This window comes from Achromobacter sp. ACRQX, assembly GCF_022346505.1.
Taxonomy (GTDB): Bacteria; Pseudomonadota; Gammaproteobacteria; order Burkholderiales; family Burkholderiaceae_B; genus Achromobacter; species Achromobacter animicus.
Genome location: NZ_JAKRML010000002.1, coordinates 286093 through 310681 on the forward strand (window position 1 = coordinate 286093; position 24589 = coordinate 310681).

The window sequence follows — 24589 nt, forward strand, 5'->3', positions numbered from 1 at the left end:
CCCCACCCGCCTTACATGTGCTTGATTTCTTCGGGCATCGGGAAGAAGGTCGGATGCCGGTAGACCTTGCTGTTGGCCGGCTCGAACAGCGGATCCTTGTCGCCCGGGCTGCTGGCCGAAATATCCGACGCACGCACCACCCAGATGCTCAGACCCTCGTTGCGGCGCGTGTACACGTCGCGGGCGTGATTGATCGCCATTTCCGCATCCGGCGCGTGCAGGCTGCCCACGTGCTTGTGCGCCAGGCCGTGCTGGCTGCGGATGAAGACTTCCCACAGAGGCCAGTCTTTGCTCATGATGGATTTCCTCTAGTGCCGGGTGCGCAGTGCACGGCCGGTCTGCAATAAATAAAAAGAAGGTGTCCAGAAAGTCACGCATCCCGAAGCGCAGCGAGGGCCAGCGGGGCCGCGCGGATCCGGGCTCCGCCGGTCCGCTGCGGCGCCCCCCTGGGGGGGAAGCGCGCAGCGCTCCGGGGGGGGACCTCAAGCGGCTTTACGGGCGGACTGCTTGTCGGCGTAGGCGACTAGCGCGTCGCGCACCCAGGCGCCGTCCTCGTGCGCCTTCACGCGCGCCGCAAGCCGTTCGCGGTTGCACGGACCGTTGCCCTTGAGCACAGCGTAGAACTCCGTCCAGTCGATTTCGCCGAAGTCGTAGTGACCGCGCTCGGCGTTCCACTTCAGATCGGGATCCGGCACGGTCAGGCCCAGGTACTCGGCCTGCGGCACGGTCTGGTCCACCATCTTCTGGCGCAGCTCGTCGTTGGAGAAGAGCTTGATCTTCCAGGCCATCGATTGGGCGCTGTTGGGCGAATCCGCATCCGACGGACCGAACATCATCAGCGCGGGCCACCACCAGCGGTTGAGCGAATCCTGGACCATCGCCTTCTGTTCGGGCGTGCCGTGCAGGCACATCTGCATGAGCAGGTCGTAACCCTGGCGCTGATGGAAGGACTCTTCCTTACAGACGCGCACCATGGCGCGCGCATACGGGCCGTAGGAACAGCGGCACAGCGGGATCTGGTTGATGATCGCCGAGCCGTCGACCAGCCAGCCGATCATGCCGATGTCGGCCCAACTCAGCGTGGGGTAATTGAAGATGCTGGAGTACTTGGCGCGGCCGGCGTGCAGGTCGTCGATCAGGTCGTCGCGCGACACGCCCAGCGTTTCGGCGGCGCTGTACAGGTAGAGCCCGTGGCCCGCCTCGTCCTGCACCTTGGCCAGAAGGATGGCCTTGCGCTTGAGGGACGGCGCGCGGGTGATCCAGTTGCCTTCCGGCAGCATGCCCACGATTTCCGAGTGCGCGTGCTGCGAAATCTGCCGCACCAGCGTCTTGCGGTAGGCCTCGGGCATCCAGTCCTTGGCCTCGATGCGGACGCCGTCGTCGATGCGCCGCTGGAACGTCTGTTCCAGGCCTTCAAGCTGGTCCGCGGTCTTGACCTGCTTGACGCCGGTTTCGACGAGTTGAGCGTACATAGTTGTCTCCTTGAGACGGTTTGCGAAAACGCAAAGCAAACGCTGCGCAGTGCCGTCATGTCATGGGACGATTATTTAATACAAAAAAATCATTGTCAAACTCAAATCTGTATCACATTGGATTTATGTATCATATCCGGCATCCCGATATCGGCCGTCCGCGGCCCTCCTCATGGCAAACCCTCAGTCGTCCCTGGAACGCGCTCTGTCCCGCTTATTGAAAAGCGATCCGCCCCGCGCGAAATCGCTCTGCGTCAGCGTGCTGGGCGATGCATTGGCCCCGCACGGCGGCGCCATCTGGCTGGGCAGCCTGATCGAGCTTCTGGCCCCGCTCGGGATCAACGAACGCCTGCTGCGCACCAGCGTCTTTCGTCTGGTGGCGCAAAACTGGCTGCAATCCGAACGCCATGGCCGGCGCAGCCTCTACCTGATTTCCGAGCAGGGCTTGCGCCACACGTCGCACGCGTCGCAGCGCATTTACGTGGGCGGCGCCAAGGAATGGAACGGGGAATGGACGCTGGTCGCGCTGCCGCGCACGGGCAACGGACTGGCTGAACGCGGCGAGCTGCGCCGCGAATTGACGTGGGAAGGTTTCGGCATGATCGCGCCGGGGCTGTTTGCGCATCCGCACACCGAGGCGCGCGCCGCGCACGACATTCTTGAAAAGCTGGGCATCCCGGACCGGGCGCTGGTGCTGTCGGCCCGCGACCTGGCCGGCGCCGGCGGGCTGCCGATCGCCAGCCTGGCCACGCAATGCTGGAACCTGGACGACGTGGCCGAGCAATACCGCCAGTTCTCGCGCAACTTCGGCCCGCTTGAAAAGCTGCTGGACGAGGCGCCCTCGCCCGCCGAGGCGTTCACCGTCCGCGTCATGGTGCTGCACAACTGGCGCCGGATCGTGCTGCACGATCCGCAACTGCCTGCCCCCATGCTGCCCGATAACTGGCCGGGCCACGCCGCGCGGGAACTGTGCGGACGGCTCTACTGGAAGGTGTTCGATCCCTCCGAAACCCACCTGAATGCCCTGGCCGGGCAGGACAACGAACGCTACCGCCCCCTGTCGCCGGAAGTCGAATCGCGCTTTGGCGGCCGGCCAGCCTGACGGCCGGCGCGTTGCGGGCTTAGCGGCCCGGGCTGTCCTCGCCGGCCATGACGACGCCCAGCGTGTCGACGTGGCATTCTCCCGCCGCCTCGCGTCCTGCGCCGGCCAGCGTGAGTCCACGGCATGCCGCAATGAACGACAACGTCCATCGCGCCCGGATCGGGCGGCCCAGCGCCACCCCGGTGTCGGCATCAATGCCGCTGGGCACATCCAGCGCCAGCACCGGGACCTGCCACGCATTGACCGTGTCGATCAGGGATTGCCACGCGGCATCGAGCGGACGGTTCAAACCGATGCCGAACAGCCCGTCAATGATTAGCCCCTGAAACGGCCCGGCCGGCAACACGGCGTGCGTCCGGGGTGCTCCGCCCGCGGCCAGCCAGCGGCCCCAGGCGCGCGCTGCATCGGCAGGCAGCCTGCCTGGCCCCGAAGGCAGCACCACGTGAACATCCAGGCCGCGCGCCAGCAATAGCGCAGTCGCTTCCAATGCGTCCCCGCCGTTGTTGCCGGGCCCGGCCAGCGCCAGAATCGACGTGCCGGCCGGCGCCCGCGCCGCGACGAAGCCGGCCGCCGCCGCGCCGGCCAGCGGCATCAGCGCACGCCCCGTGGCCAGGGCGCGCTGTTCGGCTTGGCGGATCTGCGCGACGGAGTAGGACGGCATGACAGTCGGGCGCGGCCAAAGTCCGTGGGAACCGGGCGGTCCCCCGACGGTCTCAGACCTTCAGGAAATGCTCGCGGTAATACTTGAGCTCGTCGATGGACTCGTAGATGTCGGCCAGCGCTTCGTGGCGGCTCTTTTTCTCGAATCCCTTGTAGACGGCGGGGGCCCAGCGGCGCGCCAGCTCCTTGAGCGTGCTGACGTCCAGGTTGCGGTAATGGAAGAACTGTTCCAGGCGCGGCATGTAGGCAAACATGAAGCGGCGGTCCTGGCTGATGGTGTTGCCGCACATGGGCGATTTGCCCGCCGGCACATGCTGCGCAAGAAACGCCAACAGCGTATCCTCTGCCTCTGCCTCGGTCACCGTGGACGCCTTGACCTTGTCGATCAGCCCGCTCTTGCCGTGGGTCGACTTGTTCCAGTTGTCCATCGCGTCGAGCAGGCTGTCGGACTGGTGCACGACGATCACCGGACCTTCGGCCACGACCGTCAGGTCGGGTTCGGTCACCACGACGGCGACTTCGATGATGCGTTCTTTCTCGGGGTCCAACCCCGTCATTTCCATGTCGAGCCAGATCAGGCGGTTTTCGTTCGCAGCCATATAATTTGCCTTTAAAACGCGCGATTTTCGCACATCCCTTCTTGAGCAAAACGCTTTGCCCATGTTCACACTGCTGTTCGTTGCCTTCCTGCTGACCGATATTGCCGTGCGCATGTGGCTGGCGTCACGCCAGATCCGCCACGTCGCCCGCAATCGCGACCAGGTGCCCGCGGAATTCTCCCATCGCATCGGGTTGACCAGCCATCAGCGGGCGGCGGATTACACCGTGGCGCGGGTTCGGCTGGGCATGCTCGAGCGCACCTATGACGCCCTGATGCTGGTCGCCCTGACGCTGCTGGGCGGCCTGCAGTTCATCGACCTGATGGTCAGCCAGCTTACCAGCAACGACTTCGTGCGGCAGATGCTGCTGCTGGTGGTGGTTGCGCTGGTGCTGGGCCTGCTCGGTCTGCCCTTCACGCTTTGGCGGCAGTTCAAGCTGGAGGCGCGTTTTGGTTTCAACCGCATGACGCCGGGGCTGTTCGTCGCCGACGCCGCCAAGGGCCTCCTTGTTGCGGCGGTATTAGGCCTGCCGCTGGCCGCCGCGGTGCTGTGGCTGATGGGCAGCGCCGGCGCCTACTGGTGGATCTGGGCTTGGGCGCTATGGACCGTGTTCAACCTGGCCCTGCTGATCATCTACCCGATGTTCATCGCCCCGCTCTTCAACAAGTTCACGCCGCTGTCCGATCCTGAACTGGCCGGCCGCATCCAGCGTCTGGCGCAGCGCTGCGGCTTTGCCCTGAATGGCCTGTTCGTCATGGACGGCTCGCGCCGCTCGGCCCACGGCAACGCGTATTTCACGGGCTTCGGAAAATCCCGCCGTATCGTGTTCTTCGATACCTTGCTGGCCCGCCTGAACGCCGACGAAATCGAGGCCGTGCTGGCGCACGAGCTGGGGCATTTTGCCAAGCGCCACATCATCAAGCGCGTGATCTTCAGCTTTGCCGCCGCGCTGGCGTTCTTTGCCATCCTCGGCTGGATCGCGCAGCAACCATGGTTCTATGTGGGCCTGGGCGTAATGCCGCAATTGGGCGGCCGCAACGACGCGATGGCGCTGCTGCTGTTCTTCCTGGTCATTCCTGTATTCACCTTCATGCTGACGCCGCTGGCCAGCTGGTACTCGCGCCGCGACGAATTCGAAGCGGACCGCTATGCCGCCGAGCAAAGCTCGCCGGACCGTCTGGTCTCGGCGCTGGTCAAGCTGTACGACGACAACGCAGCAACCCTGACGCCCGACCCTGTGCATTCCGCCTTTTACGACAGTCACCCTCCTGCCGCCGTGCGCATCCGCCACCTGATGGCGGCCGCCGCATGAGCGCGCCGATGGAAGGCCGCATCATCGCCGCGCATGGCCGCCACTACACCGTGGAATTGGCCGATGGGGCCCTACGCAAGTGCTTCCCGCGCGGCAAGAAAACCGGCGCCGCAGTGGGCGATCGGGTCAAGATCACGCCGCAAGGCAAGGACGAAGGCGCCATCGACGCCATTCTGCCCCGCAGCAACCTGCTCTATCGTTCCGACGAAATGCGGTCCAAGCAGTTTGCATCCAACGTCGACCAGTTGCTGATCGTCGTGGCTGTCCGGCCCACCTTTTCGGACGACCTGACCGGCCGCGCGCTGGCGGGCGCATGGAGCGCCGGCATCGCGCCCCTCATCATCCTGAACAAGACGGACCTGACCGACGAGCTGCCGGCCGCGCGCGCGCGGCTCGCGCCCATCGCGGCGCTGGGCGTGGACATCATCGAACTGAGCGCGCTCGAGCCCGAGAAAGTCCACACGTTGCTGGCGCCGCGCCTGGCCGGCCGCACGAACTTGCTGCTGGGACAGAGCGGCATGGGCAAATCCACGCTGCTCAACGCGCTGGTGCCGGATGCCGCCGCAGCGACGCGCGAGCACTCCACCGCGCTGGACATGGGCAAGCACACGACCACCAGCACCCGGCTCTACCATTTGCCGGCGCCGGGGGGCGACCTGATCGATTCACCGGGGTTCCAGGCTTTCGGTCTGCATCACCTGACGCGGGATGACATCATTCGCGGGTTTCCGGAGTTCACGCAGCCCATCGAGGAATGCCGCTTCTACAACTGCACGCACCGCCACGAACCCGGGTGCGGGGTGGTGGCGGCGCTGCAGAGCGGCAGGATCGATCCGGCGCGCTACGCGCTGTACGAACGCATCCTTGAAGAAAACCTGGCGGGCCAGCAGCGCTACTGACGCTTGCCGCGCCCCCCATTGAAAACGGCCCCATCGGGGCCGTTTGCTTGTGCGGGCCTGCACGCCCGATCGTTCCGAAGCGGATTCAAAGGCCAATCAGCGCGGCGTGAATCCGTGGCGCAGCAAGTGATAGAGGTTGCGCAGCATGCCCGCAGTGGCGCCCCAGATGAAGTGCTTGCCGTATGGCATGCCGTAATACTGGCGCACCCGTCCGTCATCGAGCCGGGCTTCATAAAGGCGATGATTGGCCGGGTCCATCAGGAACGACAACGGCACCTCGAACACCTCGGCCACTTCGAACGCGTCGGGCGCCAGTTCAAAACCCGGCCGCACCAGCGACACCACGGGAATGATCGAAAAGCCGGTCGCCGTCAGGTACGGCGGCATGCTGCCCAGGACTTCGACATGATTGGCCGGCAGGCCCGTTTCTTCTTGGGCTTCGCGTAGCGCCGCATCCACCGGCGTGGCGTCGCTGGTCTCGATGCGACCGCCGGGAAAGCTGATCTGGCCCGCGTGGTCGTGCAGATGCGCCGCGCGCTGCGTCAGCATGATGTTCACGCCCTCGTCGCGCGTCACCAGCGGGATCAGCACGGCAGCGGGCACAGGCGTGCCCTCGCGGCCGGGATAGCGAAGATCGTTGTCGCGCGACAGCTCCAGCGTCCAGGTGGACGGCTGGCTCAGGGTGCCGCGCAGGGAATCCGGCGTCAGCAGGCGGGTGGGCACGGGCGGCAGCGATTCGTTGGCCACCACCCACGGTTGCGTCGCCGGATCGAATCCGGGGCGCGCCAGCGGCCGTCGAGGCCGCGCGGAGGACGAGGTTTCAGACATACGCTCAGAAGTAAGAAAAAAGGCACCCTCGCAGGTGCCTTTTTAACCCGGAAAACCGTGCCGGACGGAAACGCGGATTGGCGTGAACGTCCGACACTGTCAGGGCCGTGTACCGATAAGCGATCAAGCCGCGGGGGCTTGCTTGCTGACCAGCTTTTCCTTGATGCGAGCCGACTTGCCCGAGCGCGAGCGCAGGTAGTACAGCTTGGCGCGGCGCACGTCGCCGCGGCGCTTCACTTCGATGCTGGCGATTTGCGGCGAGTACAGCTGGAACGTACGTTCCACGGCTTCACCCGACGAAATCTTGCGCACGGTGAACGCGGAGTTCAGGCCGCGATTGCGCTTGGCGATAACAACGCCTTCGAAAGCCTGCACGCGCTTGCGGGTGCCTTCAACGACGTTGACGCTCACGATGACGGTGTCACCAGGAGCAAATTCAGGCTTGGCTTGACCGCCGGTCAGACGGGCAATTTCTTCCTGTTCCAGGATAGCGATGAGGTTCATGTGAACTCCTAGATCATCATGTCTTTGCGGACTAAAACTTTTGCCGATCGATGTTGTTCACGCCCGGCTTTCGCGTGGCCCAGGATTCCAGACTGAAGAATCAAGATTACGGCCACATCCGGCCTGGTGCGTGTGCATGGCAACCTGTCCGCTAGGTAAGCCGCAATGCGTAAGCCGCAATGCGGTTTTCCTGTTGGCGTGTATTGCGATGCTATGCCGCAAGCAGAGGATGAGATTTGGCAAACCGATGATTCTACACCAAAAATTCCCCAGAGCCTCGGGTAACATGTGCGCCTTGAGCACGGTTTGCGGTACCCTTCCAACTCCCTGTAACAAACACGTCATCTGACGCTGTTCCCTCATGTCGTACTCGTCCCTGATATTGGTCGTCCTGGCGGCGATGGCCCACGCCACGTGGAACCTCCTTGCCAAGCGCGCGGCCATGGTGGGCGCGCCGTTCGTCTTTGCCTACGGCTTGTGCGCGACGGTGCTGTATGCGCCGTGGGTGATCTGGGTGCTGATGCACGACGGCATGAACTGGACCTGGCCCGTCGTCGGCGCCATCCTGACATCCAGCCTGTTGCATCTGGGCTACAGCCTGTGCCTGCAGCGCGGCTATCAGGTGGCCGACCTGTCCGTGGTGTATCCGATTGCGCGGGGCACCGGCCCCCTGCTGTCGACGACAGGCGCTTTCCTGCTGCTGGGCGAACCCGCCACCAGCACCGGCATCACCGGCATGCTGTGCGTCGTGGCCGGCGTGCTGCTGATCGCCACCCAGGGTCGGCTCGCCATCTTCAAGCAAGCGCAGGCGTGGATCGGCGTGCGTTGGGGCGTGGTGATCGGCCTGTTCATCGCGGCCTATACGGTGGTGGACGCGTACGGCGTGAAAGTGCTGCTGATCAGTCCGGTGCTGTTCGACTGGTTTACCTGTGTGACCCGCACCGCCATGATGACCCCGCATATGCTGCGCCGCCCCACCCAATCGTGGGAATCCATGCGCGGCCATTGGCATCTGGCACTGGCCGTGGGGTTTCTGTCGCCGCTGGGGTACATCCTGGTGCTGTATGCGCTGCGCAACGGCGCGCCGCTAAGCCTGGTGGCGCCTGCCCGGGAAATGTCCATGATGCTCGGCACCCTGGCCGGCATGTTCCTGCTGCGCGAAAAAGTGGGCGTGGGCCGTCTGGCTGGTTGCGTGTCCATTCTGGCGGGCGTGATCCTGCTGGGATCGAGCTGACCGCCGCCGCGGGTCGTCAGAAGCCCGCGGCCATCAGAAGCCGCCAGCCACGCCCAACCACATCAGGCCGGGGATCATCGCGCCCCAGGCCAGCACCAGCACTACGTCCGTAATCATGGCTTTCATCGTGAGCTGATTGGCCACCGGCTGCGCCTTGGCGTCTCCGATGCTGTGATTGCGCGCCGCAGCGGCGGTCGCGGCCGGCGTGGAAGTGGCGGCGTCGGCGACGGGCAGACCCGCCAGTACGCCGGCCGCCGGAAGGCCGGCCGCCGGGACGCCAACCGCTGGAGCACTGGCCGCCGGCGCGACGGCCTCCCCTGCCGCGCCCGAGACTTCCTCGGGGGTGGGCGCCGGGGGGAACGGCCAGCGGACGGGCATGCGCGTCGACCGTGCCGGCTGGCCGGACATCGTGCCGCTCCAGGGCATGGCCATGCCGGTCAGCCGGGCGCAGAAGGTGCGCGCGCGGTTGGCGCCGCGGCGCAGCGGATTCAGGGAAACGACAAGCTCATCCGGCAGGACGGAAAAATCAGCGGTGTTCATGGGAACTCCTTGGATAAACGTTCCAGCGCCGAGGCAAATCGCCCTGGCATGCACCCGAGGCAACAGCAGCCTGCGGTCAATCGAACAAAGACAATTGGCCGGCCGCCATGGCGCGCAACTGGCGCGCACCGCGCCCGTATGCGCCGCTGACCGCGGGCAAACCACCAGGAAAAGGGACCCCTGAAGACGCTTTCGCGCCAACCGGGGATTGAAAATCGGTAGCGGCATTGGCGGAGCCGGCCGCGTTGCCGGCGCCAGCCGAGCGGGCATCGCCAGCAACGCTGGTTGATCCCGACGGCGTTGCGGCTACGCCGGTTGCAGCACCCGCTGCGTCAACCCCTGCAGCTCCGGACGCCGCGCCATCGAATAGCGACGCTGAGGCACCGGGCCCCGCGGGCGGCACGAACCGGCTGCAATCGAGCGACAGGCGGGTACGGTTCAGCCCCAGCTTGCGCGTGGCAACCGCAAAACGCTGGCGCAGCAGGTCAGCCCAGATGCCCGTGCCGCGCATGCGCGACCCGAAGTTGGGATCGTTGCGGCGGCCGTTGCGCAGGTCTTCGATGCGATGCAGGACGCGTTGCGCGCGGTCCGGGTAATGGGCGTTGAGCCAGTCCTCGAACAGCGTCTTGACCTCCCAGGGCAGGCGCAGGACCGTGTAGCTGGCGTAATGCGCGCCGGCCGCCTTGGCCTCCTGGAGGATGTGTTCCATGGATTCGTCGTTGATGAACGGGATGACCGGAGCCACCAGCACGCCCACCGGCACGCCGGCGTCGGTGAGGCTGCGCACCGCTTCCAGGCGGCGCCACGGCGCGGCGGCGCGCGGTTCCAGCGTGCGGGCCATGCCGGCATCCAGCGTGGTGATGCTGATGTAGACCACCACGAGATTCTGCTGCGCCAGAGCCGCCAGCAGGTCCAGGTCGCGGGCAACCAGCGCGTTCTTGGTGACGATGGTGACCGGGTGGCGGGTTTCAAGCGCCAGTTCGAGCATGCCGCGCGTCAGGCGCCAGTCGCGCTCGATGGGCTGGTAGGCGTCGGTGGCCGAGCCGATATTGATGGGCGACGGCTTGTAGCCGGGGCGGGCCAGTTCGGCGCGCAGGGCCTCGACCGCATTGGCCTTGGCGACCAGCCGCGTTTCGAAGTCCAGCCCGGGTGAATAACCCAGGTAGGAGTGCGTGGGCCGGGCATAGCAGTACACGCAACCGTGCTCGCAACCGCGGTACGGATTGGCAGCCACGTCAAACGGAATGTCAGGGGAATCGTTGCGCGACAGGATCTTGCGCGCCTCTTCTGCAGTGACCGTGGTTTTAGGGGCGGCCGGCGTGGAAAGCGTGTCGGGCAGGATGGGGATGACCGTGGCGCGGGCAGCAGCGCCTGCAGTCTGTTCAACTGCAGCGGCTTGCCCGGCAGACGATGAAATATCGGGAAAGGAATCGGGGACAGAATCGACGAAGTCGGCAGGCAGACCGGAAGCGGACCAGCCGTCGTCGACCTGCACGCGGTCATCGCGCTGAAAGCGATGCCGAACATTAGTAACCGCACCCCGACCGCGCAAGGCGGCGGGGGCGGCAGCCGGGGACCCAGAACCGGCGGGAAAAGAATGATCGGTGCGTGCCATAAAAACTACTGTACAAAAACACAGTGGTTTTGACAAGCACCAAAAGCCTTTTCGTAAGACAGCCCAACTTTACCGCAAGAAGAAGACATCGTCTGAACAATTCGATTTCATCTTGCGATATGGCCCGCAAACCCGCGCCAGCATTGAGTTTGGACGAAAAACAACACGAAAAAACGGGCCACGCGGTCCCGCCTTTCATCCAAAATTGCGGTTTACCGCAGCATGCCTGCCGCGGCCGTCTGATGCGTGGCTTCGTCGATCAGAATGAACGCGCCGGTCGCCGCCACATCGTCATAACGATCAACCGCCAACGACTCGCGCGTCGTCAACGTCACGCGTCCGATGTCGTTCATGCGCAAGGTGCCTTCTGTGTTCTCGACCTCCTGCAGTTCATGGATGTCCCGATGCGACAACACCGCGCGCACCTTCGCCGACGTCAGCCGCGTGCCCGACTTCAGCAGATACTTGCGCGCAGGATTCAACGCCTGCGCATCCAGCCAGCACAGTTCGGCTTCGAACTCGCGCGAGACCTGCGCCGGCGCGGCGGTATGCACGATCACGTCACCGCGCGACACGTCGACGTCGCGGTCCAGCACCAGCGTGATCGAATCGCCAGCCACCGCTTCATCCAGCGCACGATCAAACGCACGCACTTCCTGCACCACTGCCGTCACGCCCGACGGCTGCACCGTCACTTCGTCGCCGGGGCGCAGCACGCCGCTGGCGACGCGGCCGGCATAGCCGCGGAAATCATCCGCGCGATCGCCGCCATGACGCGACACCCACTGCACCGGAAAGCGCAGCGGCAAGGTGCGGCCGTCGCCCGACAGATCCAGCGATTCCAATAGGGCGAGCAGCGGTTGCCCTTCGTACCAGGGCGTCTTGGCAGACAACGTGACGACGTTGTCGCCGCTCAGCGCCGACAGCGGCAGCGCGTCGAAGTGCGGAATGCCCAATTTGACCGCCAGGTCCGCATAGGCATCGCGGATGCGTTCGAACACCGCGCGGTCCCAGTCCACCAGGTCCATCTTGTTGACCGCCACGACGATGTGGCGGATGCCCAAGAGACGCGCGATGGTGCTGTGCCGCTTGGTCTGCGGCAGCAGCTTGCCGTCGGCGGCGCGGGTCGCGTCGATCAGGATCACGGCAACGTCCGCGGTCGACGCGCCGGTCACCATGTTGCGCGTGTACTGCTCGTGGCCCGGCGCGTCGGCGATGATGAACTTGCGCGTGGGCGTCGAGAAGTAGCGGTAGGCGACGTCGATGGTGATGCCCTGCTCCCGTTCGGCTTCCAGGCCGTCGGTCAGCAGCGAAAAGTCGATGCCGTCGCCCGCCACGCGCTTGTGCTTGGCGCGCGAGATCGCGTCCAGCTGATCGGCGAAGACGCCCTTGCTGTCGTACAGCAGGCGGCCGATCAGCGTGGATTTGCCGTCATCGACGGAGCCCGCCGTGATCAGCCGCAGCACGCCGGTGTCGGCGCCGGAAAGAAAGGAATCGTTCAGTGCATTCATGTGGTTCCCCAGGCGCCGGCATGCGCCGGCGCGTCATCTCATTCAGAAATAGCCTTCCTTCTTGCGGCGCTCCATCGAGGCCTCGGAAGTCTGGTCGTCCATGCGCGTGGCGCCGCGCTCGGTGATGTCGGTCACGGCGGTCTCGGCGATGATGGCCATGGTGTCGGCGGCCTCGGAGGCGACCGGGCAGGTGCACGAGATGTCGCCCACCGTGCGGAACCGGACGGACAGGCGCTCAACCTGTTCGCCTTCCGCCGGCGGCGTCAGGCGGGTAACGGGCACCAGCAGGCCCTTGCGGCGCACCACCTCGCGCTCGTGCGCGTAATAGATCGGCGGCAGCGCCAGCTGTTCGCGCTGGATGTACTGCCATACATCCAGCTCGGTCCAGTTCGAGATCGGAAAGACGCGCATGTTCTCGCCGCGATGCACGCGGGTGTTGAACAGGTTCCAGAGTTCGGGGCGTTGAGCCTTGGGATCCCACTGCCCGAACTCGTCTCGGAACGAAAAGATGCGTTCCTTGGCGCGCGCCTTTTCCTCGTCGCGGCGCGCGCCGCCGATGCAGGCGTCGAACCCGAACTCCTCGATGGCTTCCAGCAGCGTCACGGCCTGGGCCGCGTTGCGCGAATCGGTCTCGCGGCGCAGCACGACGCTGCCGCGCTTGATCGAGTCTTCGACGCTGCGCACGATCAGGGTTTCGCCCAGTTCGGCCGCGCGGGCATCGCGAAAGGCGATCACCTCGTCGAAGTTGTGGGCGGTGTCGATGTGCATCAGCGGGAACGGAAAGCGTCCCGGCCGGAAAGCCTTTTCGGCCAGGCGCAGCAGCACGACGGAGTCCTTGCCGCCCGAAAAGAGCAGGACGGGCTTTTCGCATTCGGCGGCGACTTCACGCAGGATGAAGATCGCTTCCGATTCCAGCCAATCCAGGTGGCTGCGTTGGATCACGGCAGACATAGATATTCCCCTAAAACAATTTTGAATTCATGGCCGCGCTCAATCGGCGCGCGCCGCAATGGTGATGACCCGGTTGCCCGCATGCAGGCCGCATTCCTTCGAGTCGGACGACTCCCACCACCAGCGCCCCGCCCGCAGGTCTTCGCCGGGGCGGATGGCGCGCGTACAGGGTTCGCAACCGATGGACGGGTAGCCCTGGTCGTGCAGCGGGTTGTACGGAATGCCGAGCGCGCGGATGGCGGACCAGATGTCGTCCTCGCTCCACTCGGCCAGCGGGTTGAACTTGTAGAGGCCGAAGGTCGCGTCGTCCTCTTCCAGCAGCAGCTCGCCGCGCGTCGTGGACTGCGCGCGCCGTTGCCCGGTGATCCAGGCGCCGCGGCCGGCCAGGGCGCGTTTCAACGGTTCGACCTTGCGGATCTGGCAACAGGCCTTGCGCAGGTCGACGCTTTCGTAAAAGGCATAGGCGCCGTGCGCCGCGACGTGCTCGTCGACCGCCGCCTGAACGGGCCGGTACACGGTGACCTCACGGCCATAGCGCTCCCGCACGGCGTCCAGCACGCCCAGCGTCTCGGCGTGCAGGCGGCCGGTGTCCAACGTGAACACTTCCAGGTCCAGGCCGCCGTCGTAGATGGCGTGGGTCAGCACCATGTCTTCGGCGGCCAGCGACGACGCCAGCGCGGCGTCCGGATAACGGTGCTGGATGTCCGCCAGGCGCTCGGTCAGATCGCGCCAGCGCGCCGCCAGCGCCGGGGTCAGTTCAACGGAGGTATCGGTCGTCGTCATGGCTGCACCGCAAAGATGCGCGCCCGGCGGGGACGCGCGAGCAGGATTTCGCCGTCCCGCAGATTCAGCTCCTGATATAGCGATTCGGGCACCTCGGCTTCGATGATCGCGTCCGTGTCCTGGCGCGCCAGTTCCAGATACGCGCTGGGACCGGCCAGATAGGCGTGCGACAGACGCACCGGAATGCCATCCGCGCCAGCGCGATAACGCTCGACCTCGAACTCGTGCGGGCGCACGTACGCGGTGGCGCGCTGCGCATCAGCCTGCGCCAGCTCGGGCGCGGGCAGCGACAGGCCGGCGCCTTCAAACACGCCACGCGTGGCGGTGCCTTGGAGCTGGTTCACGTCGCCCAGGAAGCCGTAGACGAACGGGGTGGCCGGACCTTCCCAGACTTCGCGGGGCGTGCCCACCTGCTCAATGCGGCCGGCGTTCATCAGCACCACGCGGTCCGAGACTTCCAGCGCCTCTTCCTGATCGTGCGTGACGAACACGCTGGCCACGTGCAACTCGTCGTGCAGCCGCCGCAGCCAACGGCGCAATTCCTTACGGACCTTGGCGTCCAGGGCGCCGAAAGGTTCGTCCAGCAGCAGCACGCGCGGCTCGACCGCCAGCGCACGCGCCAGGGCAATGCGTTGACGTTGTCCGCCCGACAATTGCGCCGGATAGCGGTCGGCCAGCCAGTCCAGTTGCACCAGGCCCAGCAGGTCGTGCACCTTGCGCTTGATCTGGTCCTCGGACGGGCGCTGCGAACGGTGCTTGACGCGCAGGCCGAACGCCACGTTCTCGAACACCGTCATGTGCTTGAACAGCGCGTAGTGCTGGAAAACGAATCCCACCTGGCGCTGGCGCACGTCCACCGCGGTGGCGTCCTCGCCGGCGAACAGCACGCTGCCCGAATCGGCCGATTCCAGCCCGGCGATGATGCGCAGCAGCGTCGTCTTGCCGCAGCCCGACGGGCCCAGCAGCGCCACGAGCTCGCCGGTTTCGATGTGCAGCGACACGTCGTTCAGCGCGCGGAACTGTCCGAACCGCTTGGATAGATTGCGTACTTCGATACTCATGCCTGTCTCCTTGTACGGCCGGCCACGTCAGGCAACCGCCGGCTTGATGGCTACCGCGGCGCCGGGATACTCCACCGGCTGGTCCGCGTTCTGCTGCATGCGCGCGTTGCGCCACTCGACCACGTTCTTTGCCACCAGCGTCACCAGCGCCAGCAGCGCGAGCAGCGAGGCAACGGCGAACGCCGCGGAATACTGATATTCGTTGTAGAGAATCTCGACATGCAGCGTCATCGTGTTGGTCAGCCCGCGGATCTGGCCCGACACCACCGACACCGCGCCGAACTCGCCCATGGCCCGCGCATTGCACAGGATCGCGCCGTACAGCAAGCCCCACTTGATGTTCGGCAGCGTCACCCGCCAGAAGATCTGCCAGCCGCTCGCACCCAGCGTCAGCGCCGCCTGCTCTTCCTCGCTGCCCTGCGCCTGCATCAGCGGGATGAGCTCGCGCGCGACGAACGGAAAGGTCACGAACAACGTCGCCAGAATGATGCCGGGCACCGCGTAGACGATCTTGATGTCGTGGGCCTGCAGCCATTCGCCAAACCAGCCCTGCGAGCCGAACAGCAGCACGAACACCAGGCCCGCCACCACCGGCGACACCGAGAACGGCAAGTCGATCAGCGTGATCAGGAACTGCTTTCCGCGGAACTGGAACTTTGTGATGGCCCACGCGGCGGCGACGCCGAACACCAGGTTCACCGGCAAGGCGATGGCTGCGACGAGCAACGTCAGCCGGATGGCCGCCCAGGCGTCCGGCTCGACGATCGCTTCAAGATAAAGCGCCCATCCCTTGCGGAAGGCCTCGGCAAACACGGCCGCCAGCGGCACCAGCAGAAACAGCGCCAGAAATCCCAGCGCGATGAACAGCAAAACGCCGCGCACCCAGCGCGGCTCGGTCAAATGCGCGGGACGATCCGGTGCGCTCATGACTGCCTCCCCAGGCCGCGGCGCGCCTGCCAGCCCTGCAACAGGTTGATGATGAGGAGCAGCACGAACGACAGCACCAGCATCACGGTCGCGATGGCGGCCGCGCCGGCGTAGTCGAACTGCTCCAGCTTGGAAATGATCAGCAGCGGCGTGATCTCGGACACCATCGGCATGTTGCCGGCGATGAACACCACCGACCCGTACTCGCCCACCGCACGCGCGAACGCCAGCGCAAAGCCCGTCATCAGGGCCGGCATGATCGTCGGCAGCAGCACGCGCCGGAAGGTCTGCCAGCGGTCCGCGCCCAGGCTGGCGGCGGCCTCTTCGATCTCGCGCTCCACGTCTTCGAGCACCGGCTGCACCGTGCGCACGACGAACGGCACCCCGATGAAGATGAGCGCGATGACGATACCCAGCGGCGTGAACGCCACCTTCAGGCCGAACCAGTCGGACAGCGGCCCGCCCAGCCAGCCCTTCTGCGAATACAGCGCGGTCAGCGCGATGCCTGCCACGGCCGTCGGCAGCGCGAACGGCAGGTCGACCAGCGCATCCAGGATCTTCTTGCCGGGAAAGCGATAGCGCACCAGCACCCAGGCGACGACCGTGCCGAACACCAGGTTCACCAGCGCGGCGATGAACGACGCGCCGAAAGTCAGCTTGTACGAGGCCATCACGCGCGGCGCGGTCACCGCGTCCCAGAAACCCTGCCATCCCAGGCCGGCGCTCTTGATGGGCAAGGCGGCCAGCGGGATCAGCACGAGCACGCTGAGATACAGCACCGCGTAGCCCATGGAAATGCCGAATCCGGGCAGTACGCCCGGGCTGTTGCGCCGAACGGCAAAAGGCGCTTGCGCGCCGATTGCCGCCGGGTTCGAGGCTGAAGTCATGGCCGTCGTCCGAACGTTATGCAGTTACTTCTTCTGCGGCTGATAGATCTGGTCAAAGGTGCCGCCGTCGCTGAAGTGATCCTTCTGCGCCTTGCGCCAGCCGCCGAAGATCTTGTCGTCGATGGTGACGAGCTTGACCTTGGGGAACTTGGCTTCGTATTTGGCGGCGACCGTCTTGTCCAGCGGCCGGTAGTAGTTCTTGGCGATGATTTCCTGCGCGGCCGGGGTGTACAGGAATTCCAGATAGGCCTGCGCGGCGGCGCGGGTGCCCTTCTTGTCCACGACCTTGTCAACGACTGCCACCGGCGGTTCCGCCAGGATGGACAGCGACGGCACCACGATGTCGAACTTGTCCGGACCCAGTTCTTCCAGCGCCAGGAAGGCCTCGTTCTCCCACGCCAGCAGCACGTCGCCCACGCCGCGTTCCACGAACGTCGTGGTGGCGCCGCGCGCCCCGGTATCCAGCACCGGCACGTGCTTGAGCAGATCGCCGACGAAGGCGCGTGCCTTGTCCTCGCTGCCGCCGTTCTTCTCCAGCGCATAGGCCCAGGCGGCCAGATAGTTCCAGCGGGCGCCGCCCGAGGTCTTGGGATTGGGCGTGATGACCTGCACACCGTCCTTGAGCAGATCGTCCCAGTCCTTGATCTGCTTGGGGTTGCCCTTGCGCACCAGGAACACGATGGTGGACGTGTACGGCGAGCTGTTCTGCGGCAGGCGGGCCTGCCAGTTCTCGGGCAAGAGACCGCGGTCGGCGATGGCGTCGATGTCGTAGGCCAGCGCCAGCGTCACCACGTCGGCTTCCAGCCCGTCTATCACCGAGCGCGCCTGGCGGCCGGAACCGCCGTGCGACTGGCGGATCGTCAGATCGACGTTCGCCTTTTCCTTGTACTGCTTGATGAAGGCGTCATCGATCGCACGGTAGAGCTCGCGCGTCGGATCGTAGGACACGTTCAGCAGCGTCTGCTTCTGCTGCGCCTGCGCCGGCGCAATCGCGGCAAATGAAACCGTCACTGCGGCCAAGGCGGCCAACCAACCGGCTTTCCTGAAAGACATCCCTTGCTCCCTGTGATCTGCAATGTGGAGGCAAGTTTGCGTGTTGGCCGATCTGAACGGAACGAATCATTATTTGGTTGCTCATCGCCAAGAGGCATATAGGACAGGCATCCCAACAACGAAAAACCGCCGCGATCCTCTATGAAGATCGCGGCGGTTCGGGCGGCGCGGGACCGCGTTCAAGCCGGGGGGGCCAACCCCCCATTTTTCGAATTTACTTATTCGGTTGCGGCGTGATGCGCAGGTACGGACGCACGGCCTTGTAGCCCTTCGGGAATTTTTCCTTGATCACCGCTTCGTCCTGCAGGGACGGAACGATGATGACGTCGTCGCCGTCTTCCCAGTTGACCGGCGTGGCCACGCTGTGGCTGTCGGTCAGCTGCAGCGAATCGATGACGCGCAGGATTTCATTGAAGTTGCGGCCCGTGCTGGCGGGATACGTGATGGTCAGGCGGACCTTCTTGTTCGGATCGATGACGAACACCGAACGCACGGTCGCCGTGGCGCTGGCATTCGGGTGGATCATGTCGTAAAGCTCGGAAACCTTGCGATCCTTGTCGGCGATGATCGGGAAGTTGACCGTCGTCGATTGCGTGTCGTTGATGTCTTCGATCCACTTGGCGTGCGAATCGGCGCCATCGACCGACAGGGCCAGGACCTTCACGTTGCGCTTGGCAAACTCGTCGGCCAGTTTGGCCGTGTAGCCCAGTTCGGTCGTGCAAACCGGCGTGAAATCGGCCGGATGCGAGAACAGCACACCCCAGCTGTTGCCCAGGTACTCGTGGAAGCGGATCTTGCCAGCCGAGGATTCCTGCTCGAAATCGGGGGCGACGTCGCCCAGGCGTAGTTGACTCATGATGTCTCCTGTACGGGATTCAGTTGTAGGGACCGGCTGACGGTCCGGCATGGACTGCAGCGGGCAATCGCGTTTCGTGGCGGAGGTTGCCGTGTGACGTTACCGCGTGTGAAACGATTCTTCCATCAAACCTTTAGGCGAGGAAATACGCAAGTCATATAACCTTATGCAATATTCGCAGCCGTCTTAACGCCGAGCGCTGGCGGCCCCTGCCACCGGGTCAGCTCAGGTGATAGGCCAGCGACACGATGATCGGTCCCAGCACGGGCAGCAGCACGTTGGCGATCGCGTATGTCACCGTGTAGCCCAGCAGCGGCACCGAGCTGCCGCTGGCGGTCAGGATGGCGCTGATGGCCGGGGTGCTGACATGCTGCCCGGCAATGGCGCCCACCAGCAGCGGCCCCTCGATCTTCAACAGTTTGTGTCCCACCCACAGCGACAGGCACGCGGGCCCCAGCGACACCAGCAGGCCGATCAGCGGCAGCACCGCCCCATGCTCGCGGATCAGCGACAGCGCATCCGGCCCCGCCGACAAACCCACGCACGCCACGAAAATCGCCAGACCCAGGTCCTTGAGCAGTTGCACCGCATGGGCCGGCATGTGCCCGATCGACGGCCGCTTGGCGTTGATCCAGCCGCACACCAGACCGCTGACCAGCGCCCCGCCCCCGCTGCCCAGCGAGACCGGAATCCCCCACAGTCTTGCCCCCAGGCTGCCGATCATCAGCCCGGCAAGAATGCCAAACGCCAGAAACACCAGGTCCGTCACGCCGCTGCGGCGCAATTCGGAACCCAGCGCCGCGCCCGCCTCGGACAGTTCGGGCTCCGCCCCCACCAGGGTGACCAGATCGCCGAACTGCACCACGGTCGCCGGCGTCAGGGGTAGCACGTGGCCGGAGCGCGAGATGGATTGCAGGAACACGCCTCGCGCGCGTCGTGCATTGGGCCGCAAAGCCAGCTCGCCCACCGTGTGGCCGTTCACGGCCTTCTTGCTGACGATGACCTGCAGCTCGCTCAATTGCAGGTCGTCCGCGTGCGCTTCGGGCAACTGGATCTCCGGACCGATCACCGATCCGGCGCGCAGGGCAAAGCGGCGCAGCCCCAGCACCACCACGATGTCGCCCGTCGCAAGCACGTAGTCGGGCGTGGCGTCGACGGCCTCGCCGTTGCGCAGGACGCGGCTGATCACGGTGCGCCCGCCCAGTTGCGCCTCCACGTCGCCCACCCGCTTGCCGTCCACGTCCTTGACCACGTGGGCGCGTCCCACCAGACGCGGCAGCGTCGGCAGGCTGGCCTCGTCGTTGTCGCCGGGCGCCGCACCCAGCTTGGCCTCCAGCGCCTTGGACGCTTCGCGCAGGTTGATGCGCAGCAACGCGGGCGCCACCTGGCTGGTGAAGAACACGATGCTGATGAGGCCCACCAGATAGGTCAGCGTGTAGGCCGTGGCGATGTTGGCCTCCATGCGCTGCACTTCCGCGTCCGGCAGGCCCAGGTGCTTGAGCGCCTCGGCGGCGGTGCCCACCACGGCCGATTCGGTCGCAGCGCCCGCCGCCAGGCCCGCGGCGGTACCGGCATCCAGCCCGAACAGCGGCACGGCCGCCAGCACGATCGTCAGCACCAGCACCGCCTCGATCAGCGGCAGGACGACATAGCGCAGGCTGGACCGGTTAAGGTTCGCGAAGAACTGCGGGCCACCGGAGTAGCCCATCGCAAAGATGAACAGCGCAAACGCGACCTCCTTCAGGTCGCCGCGCATCTGGCAGCCCGTCTGGCCGATCAGCAGGGCGACGATGAGCGTGCCGCACACGCCGCCTAGCTGTATCGGCCCGACCTTCAGCTTGCCGATCAGGTATCCCAAACCCACCGTGACGAACAGCACCGCGATGGGAACGCTATTGAAAAACCCGACCGAACACGTCATGAGTCCACGCCGCCCTGTTGTTGCCTGCTGTGCAATGGCCTGCGCTGCGAACAACCGCGTTGCAGTTGCCCGCTTCACGGTTGCCCGCCGAACGGCTTCCTACTTCGCGGTCGCCTTCTTGGCCGACTTGGCTGCCGTGTCTGCCTTTTTCACGGCCTTCTTCACGGCCTTCTTGGCAGCAGTCTTGCCGGCGGCCGTGCGCTTTTTGGCGGCCGATGCCTTGACCGTCTGGCCCTTGCCCGCGGTCGGGCCGGAGCGCACCAGCTCGGACGCCTTCCACGCTTCGACGTACTCGGTCGCGGATTCGACCATGTACTTGCCGATCTTGGCGTAGTCCGCATCGTCCAGGTTCGCCAGCGAGATCCGGATCGACCACGGCGGCCCGCCAAACCCGCCGCCGTCCATCAGCACCACGCCCGTCTTCTCCGCCAGGCGGAACAGGAAGTCCACCGGCTCGTAGTTGTCGATCATGTACTTGCAAAACGCATCGCCGTACATGATCTTGGCCCAGACCATGAAGTCCAGTTCGACGTAATACCAGCCGCGCATCGGATCTTCCGGCGGCATCGGGATGCCCAGCCCACGCCACAACGCGTCGCGCCGGCTGCGCACGATCTGCATGGTCAGGTGCTTGTAGGCGTCCTTCAGGTCCAGCAGGTGCGACAGCGCAAAAAAGCCCATCTGCACCTGCTGCGGCAAGGACAGCCCCGCCGTATGGTTCAGCGCCACCTCGCGGCTGTCGGCAACCAGGCGGTCGATGAACTTCAGCTTTTCGGGCTCCATCGTCATGGCGCCGTAGCGCTTGTCCAGGCGCTTTTTCCAGGACGCGGGCAGCTCGGCGATGCGCCGGTCCATCGTGTTGTTTTCGTGCGTGGCGATGACGCCCAGGCGCCAGCCGGTGCAGCCGAAGTTCTTTGAGAACGAGTACACGCAGATGGTGTTCTGCGGCACCTCCGCCATCAGCGAGCGGAAGTTCGGCACGAAGGTGCCGTACACGTCGTCGGTCACCAGCACCAGGTCGGGATTTTTGCGGATGATGCGCACGATCTGCTTCATCTCTGCAGGGCTGAACGCCACCGACGGCGGGTTGCTGGGGTTCACCGTGACCGCCAGCTTGATCTTGGGATCTTCCAGTTTGGCGATTTCCGAGGCCGGATAATGCCAATCGTGCGTGCCGTCGGCGCGCAGGCTGCTGGCGTTGATGCCGACGATCTTGAACTGGAAACGCTCCAGGTGCGCGATCTCGATATAGGGCGTGAACGTCGGCAGGAACAGCGCAATGGTGTCGCCCTGCTTCAAAAGGCCGTTGACCATCAGCGAATCGAAGATGTAGCACATGGCGGCTGTGCCGCCTTCCACCGGGAAGAGGTCGAACTTGCCCTTGGGCGGGCGGCCGTCACACATTTCCTTGATCAGGTAGTCGTGGATGATCTGCTCGGTGTGCACCAGCGCGCGCGGCGGCACGGGATAGTGGTCGCCGATGATGCTGTCGGTCAGTTCATGGATCCACTCGTCCGGATCGAACCCCTTGATCTTGACGCCGTATTCCAGCACCCCGACCAGAAAATCGTAGCCGTCCTCGCTCTTGTGCTTGGACAGAAACTTGCGCAGCCGGTCGGCGCATCCCTTCTTGGCCGGCATGCCCGCCAGGATGCCCTCGTCGCGCACCCGGCGCGCCTCTTTCATGGCGAACCGGCCCATCAGGAAGAAGGCGTCCCGCGGCTCCGTGGCGATCCAGTTGGGATTGCCCCGGCCCGCATTCAACATGGACGCCGCAGCAGACTGCTGGCTGTCCTTGGCCAACGTGATCAGGTAGTCCTTCAGTTCGAACGGTGAAAGTTGCTCCAGGTCGCGTTGGTGGGAACGCGTGGTCTTCAGGGCCGAGGCCAGGCTGACGGTGACAGGCGCAGTGGAAGCCATTTTGTGTACTCCTGGTGTGCGTGTTGACAGGCGCCATCAAGTCGAGCGCCGTTACGATTGCCGCGCTTCTATCCAGCACCCGCAAGCCGGCGCTTGCGGGCAATCCTGCTAAGCCATGAGCATGACGATGACAATGCCCCAGATGATGAGCAGGGTATTGCCGATGGCGTAAGGCACCGTGTAGCCAAGCGCCGGGACCTGGCTCTTTGCCGTCTCGGTGATCTGGCCGATCGCCGCGGTGGTGGTCCGCGCCCCCGCGCACACGCCTAATGAGATGGCGGGGTGGAACTTGAAGACGTAGCGGGCAATGAGCACGCCCAGGATCATCGGGATGCTGGTGGCGATGACGCCCGCGATGAACAGCTTTGCGCCCAGCTGCTGGAAGCCCTGCACAAAGCCCGGTCCCGACACGATGCCCACCACCGCAACGAATGCGGTCAGGCCCACCGATGTCAGGAACCAGTGCACCGGCTCGGGCACGCGCCCGAAGGTCGGATGCACCGACCGCAGGTATCCAAAGATCAGCCCGGAGATCAGCGCGCCGCCGGACGTCGACAGCGTGATCGGAATGCCGCCCACCGTCAGCACCAGCGTGCCGAACAGGCCGCCCAGCAGGATGCCGAAGCCCACGAACACCATGTCGGTCTGGTTGGTGGCGCGGTCCACGTAGCCCAGCTTGCTGACCACGCGTTCGACGTCGCGTGTGGCGCCCAGGATGAAGAGGCGGTCGCCTCGGTCCAGTTTCAGGCCCCAGTTGACCGGCATCTCGTGGCCGCCGCGCACGACCTTGCGCAGGAACACGCCGCGGCCCAATTGGCGCACGGTCTCGTTTTCGGCAAGTTCCTTGAGCGTCTTGCCGGCCACGTTCTTGTTGGTCAGCACGACTTCGACGATCTCAGCCGGCAGGTTGATGACGTCGCGGTCCTCGACCTCGGTGCCGATGATGCCCGAGGCCTGCAGCACCAGCGCGTCATGGCGGCCCGTCACGCCGAGCACGTCGCCGGCCTGCAGCATCGTGGTCGAGTCGGCGTCGATGATCTGGTCGCCGCGGTGAATGCGCTCGACAAAGACTCGGGCGTCCACGAACTTTGCTTCCAGTTCGCCCACCGTCTTTCCGGCGTATTCCGCGTTGTCCAGCCGGTACGCCCGCGCCGTGAACTTGCGGTAGCCCGACAGTTCCATCGAATCGGCCCCGCCGGACATCTTGGCCTCGTAGTCCTTGCATTCCTTCACGATGTCCACGCGCATCAGCTTGGGACCGAGGGAAGCAAGCAGCCAGGCGCTGCCGACCGTGCCGAAGATGTAGCAGACCGCGTACGCGACGGGAATGTTGTCGATCCACTGCTTCTTGGTCGCCGCGTCGACGGACAGGCCGTTGATCGTGTCGGTCGCCACGCCCATGACCGCAGATATCGTCTGCGCGCCGGACAGCAGCCCGGCGCCGGTGCCGGCATCAAAGCCGAATCCGATGGCGGTCACCCAGGTGACCAGCAGGCAGAGCACGCAGATGATGACGGCAAAGATGACCTGCGGAAGGCCATCGCTTTTCATGCCGCGGAAGAATTGCGGTCCGACGCCGTAGCCAAGACCAAAAAGAAAAAGCAGGAAGAACACCTGCTTGAGAATGGGAGCAATTGAAATGTTGAGCTGGCCGACCAGCACGCCCACCAACAATGTCCCGGTCACTGCGCCCAGATTGAATCCGAAGATTTTCTTGGCCCCGATCCAATAACCGAGGCCCAGGGTCAAGAAAATCGCCAGCTCCGGGTACTTACGTAGCGTGTCAAAGAACCATTCCATCACGAATCTCCTTCGTTCTGTACAGGTCAAGCACAATCGCAAACGGTGAGTAGCGCGAAGTACGTTATCAGAGTCTTTCAGAAAATCAAAGATTTTCGAATATCTGAAATAAATGCGTGGCGCGTCCGCAAAAAAAAACCGCGGACCCGAAGGC

Annotated in this window: 23 protein-coding genes; 4 read left to right on the forward strand and 19 right to left on the reverse strand. The window is 64.9% G+C overall.

The genetic code is table 11. The annotated features are described in order from the left end of the window. Window positions 1-11 precede the first annotated feature (11 nt). Both paaB and paaA read right to left on the reverse strand, forming a co-directional pair. Window positions 12-296, reverse strand: a complete 285-nt coding sequence (gene paaB / locus MHZ91_RS03220) for a 1,2-phenylacetyl-CoA epoxidase subunit PaaB (RefSeq protein ID WP_006388300.1) — start codon at window positions 294-296, stop codon at window positions 12-14. Between the two features lie 186 nt (window positions 297-482). Then, window positions 483-1472 carry a 1,2-phenylacetyl-CoA epoxidase subunit PaaA gene (gene paaA / locus MHZ91_RS03225; RefSeq protein ID WP_175124709.1) on the reverse strand — a complete coding sequence of 330 codons (990 nt, stop codon included), beginning with the start codon at window positions 1470-1472 and terminating at the stop codon, window positions 483-485. A 172-nt stretch (window positions 1473-1644) separates the two neighbouring features. On the opposite strand from paaA, the gene paaX reads away from it, so the two are divergent. Next, window positions 1645-2574, forward strand: a complete 930-nt coding sequence (gene paaX / locus MHZ91_RS03230; RefSeq protein WP_239212425.1) for a phenylacetic acid degradation operon negative regulatory protein PaaX — start codon at window positions 1645-1647, stop codon at window positions 2572-2574. Between the two features lie 19 nt (window positions 2575-2593). Here the strand turns inward: paaX and MHZ91_RS03235 are convergent, their stop codons facing one another. Both MHZ91_RS03235 and orn read right to left on the reverse strand, forming a co-directional pair. Beyond that, on the reverse strand, window positions 2594-3235 hold the full coding sequence (locus MHZ91_RS03235) for an NAD(P)H-hydrate epimerase (protein ID WP_239212429.1): 642 nt from the start codon (window positions 3233-3235) through the stop codon (window positions 2594-2596). Window positions 3236-3287: 52 nt separating this feature from the next. After that, on the reverse strand, window positions 3288-3833 hold the full coding sequence (gene orn, locus MHZ91_RS03240; RefSeq protein ID WP_105237948.1) for an oligoribonuclease: 546 nt from the start codon (window positions 3831-3833) through the stop codon (window positions 3288-3290). Window positions 3834-3894: 61 nt separating this feature from the next. Between orn and MHZ91_RS03245 the strand changes: the two genes are divergently transcribed. Both MHZ91_RS03245 and rsgA read left to right on the forward strand, forming a co-directional pair. Next, a complete protein-coding gene (locus MHZ91_RS03245) occupies window positions 3895-5145 on the forward strand; it encodes a M48 family metallopeptidase (RefSeq protein ID WP_239212430.1) in 1251 nt (416 codons plus the stop codon). Further along, a complete protein-coding gene (rsgA, locus tag MHZ91_RS03250; RefSeq protein ID WP_175137479.1) occupies window positions 5142-6044 on the forward strand; it encodes a ribosome small subunit-dependent GTPase A in 903 nt (300 codons plus the stop codon). The genes MHZ91_RS03245 and rsgA overlap by 4 nt, the downstream gene beginning before the upstream one ends. A gap of 96 nt (window positions 6045-6140) precedes the next feature. Here rsgA and MHZ91_RS03255 read toward each other — a convergent pair whose 3' ends face one another. Next, window positions 6141-6872, reverse strand: coding sequence for a CoA pyrophosphatase (locus MHZ91_RS03255; protein ID WP_175137478.1), 732 nt, complete (start codon window positions 6870-6872; stop codon window positions 6141-6143). 123 nt (window positions 6873-6995) lie between these two features. Continuing rightward, the gene (gene rplS / locus MHZ91_RS03260; RefSeq protein ID WP_175124715.1) at window positions 6996-7376 is read right to left on the reverse strand and encodes a 50S ribosomal protein L19; all 381 of its coding nucleotides are present in this window, start codon (window positions 7374-7376) and stop codon (window positions 6996-6998) included. Window positions 7377-7737: 361 nt separating this feature from the next. Here rplS and MHZ91_RS03265 point away from each other — a divergent pair, with 361 nt between their 5' ends. Continuing rightward, window positions 7738-8610, forward strand: coding sequence for a DMT family transporter (locus tag MHZ91_RS03265; RefSeq protein WP_218345137.1), 873 nt, complete (start codon window positions 7738-7740; stop codon window positions 8608-8610). A 33-nt stretch (window positions 8611-8643) separates the two neighbouring features. Here MHZ91_RS03265 and MHZ91_RS03270 read toward each other — a convergent pair whose 3' ends face one another. The 13 genes from MHZ91_RS03270 to aspT (MHZ91_RS03330) form a co-directional block, all read right to left on the reverse strand. Further along, window positions 8644-9150 (reverse strand): hypothetical protein, encoded by a 507-nt coding sequence (locus tag MHZ91_RS03270; RefSeq protein ID WP_239212431.1) that lies wholly within the window; start codon window positions 9148-9150, stop codon window positions 8644-8646. A gap of 76 nt (window positions 9151-9226) precedes the next feature. Further along, window positions 9227-10765, reverse strand: a complete 1539-nt coding sequence (locus tag MHZ91_RS03275; RefSeq protein WP_304505265.1) for a PA0069 family radical SAM protein — start codon at window positions 10763-10765, stop codon at window positions 9227-9229. Between the two features lie 212 nt (window positions 10766-10977). Then, window positions 10978-12276, reverse strand: coding sequence for a sulfate adenylyltransferase subunit 1 (locus MHZ91_RS03280; protein ID WP_105237942.1), 1299 nt, complete (start codon window positions 12274-12276; stop codon window positions 10978-10980). Window positions 12277-12318: 42 nt separating this feature from the next. Further along, window positions 12319-13227 carry a sulfate adenylyltransferase subunit CysD gene (gene cysD / locus MHZ91_RS03285; protein ID WP_239212433.1) on the reverse strand — a complete coding sequence of 303 codons (909 nt, stop codon included), beginning with the start codon at window positions 13225-13227 and terminating at the stop codon, window positions 12319-12321. 39 nt (window positions 13228-13266) lie between these two features. Further along, complete coding sequence (locus MHZ91_RS03290) at window positions 13267-14010, reverse strand: phosphoadenylyl-sulfate reductase (protein ID WP_239212443.1); 744 nt, start codon at window positions 14008-14010, stop codon at window positions 13267-13269. After that, the gene (locus tag MHZ91_RS03295; protein WP_175124718.1) at window positions 14007-15071 is read right to left on the reverse strand and encodes a sulfate/molybdate ABC transporter ATP-binding protein; all 1065 of its coding nucleotides are present in this window, start codon (window positions 15069-15071) and stop codon (window positions 14007-14009) included. The genes MHZ91_RS03290 and MHZ91_RS03295 overlap by 4 nt, the downstream gene beginning before the upstream one ends. 27 nt (window positions 15072-15098) lie before the next feature. After that, window positions 15099-15998 (reverse strand): sulfate ABC transporter permease subunit CysW, encoded by a 900-nt coding sequence (gene cysW / locus MHZ91_RS03300; protein ID WP_218345140.1) that lies wholly within the window; start codon window positions 15996-15998, stop codon window positions 15099-15101. Further along, window positions 15995-16885 carry a sulfate ABC transporter permease subunit CysT gene (cysT, locus tag MHZ91_RS03305; protein ID WP_218345141.1) on the reverse strand — a complete coding sequence of 297 codons (891 nt, stop codon included), beginning with the start codon at window positions 16883-16885 and terminating at the stop codon, window positions 15995-15997. The genes cysW and cysT overlap by 4 nt, the downstream gene beginning before the upstream one ends. Before the next feature lie 24 nt (window positions 16886-16909). Further along, window positions 16910-17938 (reverse strand): sulfate ABC transporter substrate-binding protein, encoded by a 1029-nt coding sequence (locus tag MHZ91_RS03310; protein WP_175184322.1) that lies wholly within the window; start codon window positions 17936-17938, stop codon window positions 16910-16912. A gap of 214 nt (window positions 17939-18152) precedes the next feature. Beyond that, a complete protein-coding gene (locus MHZ91_RS03315; RefSeq protein ID WP_175124722.1) occupies window positions 18153-18794 on the reverse strand; it encodes a peroxiredoxin in 642 nt (213 codons plus the stop codon). A 220-nt stretch (window positions 18795-19014) separates the two neighbouring features. Beyond that, window positions 19015-20715 carry an aspartate-alanine antiporter gene (gene aspT, locus MHZ91_RS03320; RefSeq protein WP_239212444.1) on the reverse strand — a complete coding sequence of 567 codons (1701 nt, stop codon included), beginning with the start codon at window positions 20713-20715 and terminating at the stop codon, window positions 19015-19017. 99 nt (window positions 20716-20814) lie between these two features. Next, window positions 20815-22635, reverse strand: coding sequence for a bifunctional aspartate transaminase/aspartate 4-decarboxylase (locus MHZ91_RS03325; protein WP_239212445.1), 1821 nt, complete (start codon window positions 22633-22635; stop codon window positions 20815-20817). A gap of 108 nt (window positions 22636-22743) precedes the next feature. Further along, window positions 22744-24435, reverse strand: a complete 1692-nt coding sequence (gene aspT / locus MHZ91_RS03330; RefSeq protein ID WP_239212447.1) for an aspartate-alanine antiporter — start codon at window positions 24433-24435, stop codon at window positions 22744-22746. Window positions 24436-24589: the final 154 nt, after the last annotated feature.